General features: G+C 74.6%; 3 protein-coding genes. 1 reads left to right on the forward strand and 2 read right to left on the reverse strand.

Translation table 11 applies throughout. The features are described from left to right. Nucleotides 1-731, forward strand: a 731-nt coding sequence (locus HMPREF3159_RS04790; protein ID WP_070499917.1) for a DUF4245 family protein, incomplete at its 5' end; no start/stop codon positions are given. 7 nt (nt 732-738) lie between these two features. Here the strand turns inward: HMPREF3159_RS04790 and HMPREF3159_RS04795 are convergent. Both HMPREF3159_RS04795 and xseA read right to left on the reverse strand, forming a co-directional pair. Beyond that, entirely contained in the window at nt 739-1,065 is a 327-nt protein-coding gene (locus tag HMPREF3159_RS04795; RefSeq protein ID WP_070499915.1) for an exodeoxyribonuclease VII small subunit, read from the reverse strand. Continuing rightward, nucleotides 1,062-2,399, reverse strand: a 1,338-nt coding sequence (gene xseA / locus HMPREF3159_RS04800) for an exodeoxyribonuclease VII large subunit (protein WP_070499916.1), incomplete at its 5' end; no start/stop codon positions are given. The genes HMPREF3159_RS04795 and xseA, both read right to left, overlap by 4 nt.

A 2,399-nucleotide genomic window follows, 5' to 3' on the forward strand; every position in this document is an offset into this window, starting at 1 on the left:
CAGGTCGCGCGGGGGCCGAGGGCGCAAGGGCCGACGGCGCAGCAGCAGCGAGCGCTGGGTCCGACGGCGCAGCGGCAGAGAGCGATGCATCCGGCGGCGCGCGGGCCGAGAGCGCCGGGGCCGACGGCACACAGGCCGAGGTGACCGGCGCTGATGAGCTGCCCGGCGAGCGGCCGAAGTCCGCGTACCAGCTGCCGACCAAGCAGAACACGGTGCTGCGCAACATCGTCTGGGCGATCGTGCTGACCATGGTCGTGGTGATCGTGCTGGCGGTGGGCTTCTTCGGGGTGGGCAGCGAACTCGAGCGCGAGCCGCTGGAGAACTCGGAGGTGGACGTCGCCGCGACCGCCGAGCGCGCCCAGGACGTGGCCGACTTCCCCGTCGCCGTGCCCGCGACCGGCGAGGACTGGCAGGTGCGCTCGGCGCGCTTCACCGACGGGCAGAGCCCGCGCTGGACCGTGCAGTACACCGCGCCCGGCGGGGATCTCGTGACCCTGGCCGAGGACACCGAGGTCAGCGCGTCGCTGCTGTCGGCCGAGATGCCCGGCGCGACCGTCACCGAGCAGACGAGCCTCCGGGGCACCGAATGCCAGGTGCTCGGCGGCGGGGACGACGCGGAGCAGACCGGAATCGCCTGCCAGGGCGAGGGCTTCGGGATCCTCGTCCACGGCGCGGCCGATCAGGCCGAGCTCGAGCAGCTCATGGACGAGGCGCTCGCCGCGATCGCCTGACGGCGTCTCAACGCTCGGCGCCGTCCTCCTCGCGCCGCGCGGCCACGGCGTCCTCGAGCCGCTCGCGAGCCCCGTCCAGCCACTGCTGGCAGCGACGGGCGAGCATCTCGCCGCGCTCCCACAGCGCGATCGAGTCCTCGAGCCCGCCCTGCCCGGACTCGAGGCGGCGCACCACCTCGACGAGCTGGTCGCGGGCCGCCTCGTAGGACAGCTCGGTGATATCGGCGGGGAGGGCCCTCTCGTCCCCGGCCGGGGTGACGGGCGCGGTGCCCGGGGTGCCGAGAGCGCCTTCGTCGGCAGTCAGTTCGTTCTCCGGGGCATCGGGCGTGCTCATGCGGTCTCCTCGTCGTTCTCGGTCCGGTCCTGCTCGGGGCGGGCCCGGTCGTCGGTCGGTGCCTGCGGGGCAGGCGGGGTATAGGGGTCGGTGTCCACGTGCAGGGCGCCGAAGCGGCCGCCGGCGACCCGCACCGACAGCGCCTCGCCGACCTCGCTCTGCTCGGGGGCGCGGATGATCGTGCCGTCGGCCGTCTGCACCACGGCGTAGCCGCGCTCGAGGGTCGCCAGGGGGCTCAGGGCCCGCACCTGCCTGCCGAGGTGGGAGACCTCGTCGGCCGCCCGGTCCAGGCGCGAGCCGATCAGGGTGCGGGCCAGCGAGATGCGGGAGCGGATCTCGTCGGCGCGGCCGGCGAGGATGCTCGAGGGGTTCTCGAGCACGGGCCGCGAGCGCATGGCGTCCAGCCCCGACTGCTCCCGCTCGATGCGGGCGCGGATCGCGGCGCGCAGACGCGTGCGGCCCAGGTCCAGCTGCTCGAGCTCGGCCTGGATGTCGGGCACCACGCGCTTGGCCGCATCGGTGGGGGTGGAGGCGCGGACGTCGGCGGCGAGGTCGATCAGCGGGGTGTCCACCTCGTGTCCGATCGCGGAGACGATCGGGGTGTCGGCCCCCGCGACCAGGCGGGTGAGCTGTTCGTCGGAGAAGGGGAGCAGGTCCTCGAGGGAGCCGCCGCCGCGCGAGATGATGATGACGTCCACGTCCTCGCGCGCGTCGAGCTCCTTCAGCGCCGCGGACACCTCCCGCACCGCCTTCGTGCCCTGCACCGCGACCTCGCGGATCTCGAACTGCACCGCGGGCCAGCGCCGACGGGCGTTGACGACCACGTCGCGCTCCGCGGCGGACTCGCGCCCGCAGATCAGCCCCACCACGCGCGGCAGGAAGGGAAGCGGCTTCTTCCGCGCGGCGGCGAACAGACCCTCCGCGGCGAGCACGCGCTTGAGCTGCTCGAGCCGGGCCAGCAGCTCGCCGAGCCCGACGGGGCGGATGTCGTCGGCCTCGAGCTGGAGGCTGCCGCGCTTGGTCCAGAAGGTGGGCCTGGCGTGCACGACCACGCGCGCGCCGGGCACCGGCTCGACCGGGAGGGCGCGCAGAACGTGCTCGCGCACCGGCACCGAGAAGGACATGTCCACGTCGATGTCGCGCAGGGTCATGAAGCTCAGCCCCGCGCCCGGCCGACGGTTCAGCTGCACGATCTCGCCCTCGACCCACAGCGGGGACATGCGCGCCACGTACTCGCCGACCTTCACGGACAGCTGCCGCAGCGGCCACGGGTTCTCCGCCGTCGTCTGCGCGGCGGTCGCGGCGAGCGGCGGGCGGGCCCCGGCGGCCGGGGC

Source organism: Brachybacterium sp. HMSC06H03 (genome assembly GCF_001807385.1).
Taxonomy (GTDB): Bacteria; Actinomycetota; Actinomycetes; order Actinomycetales; family Dermabacteraceae; genus Brachybacterium; species Brachybacterium conglomeratum.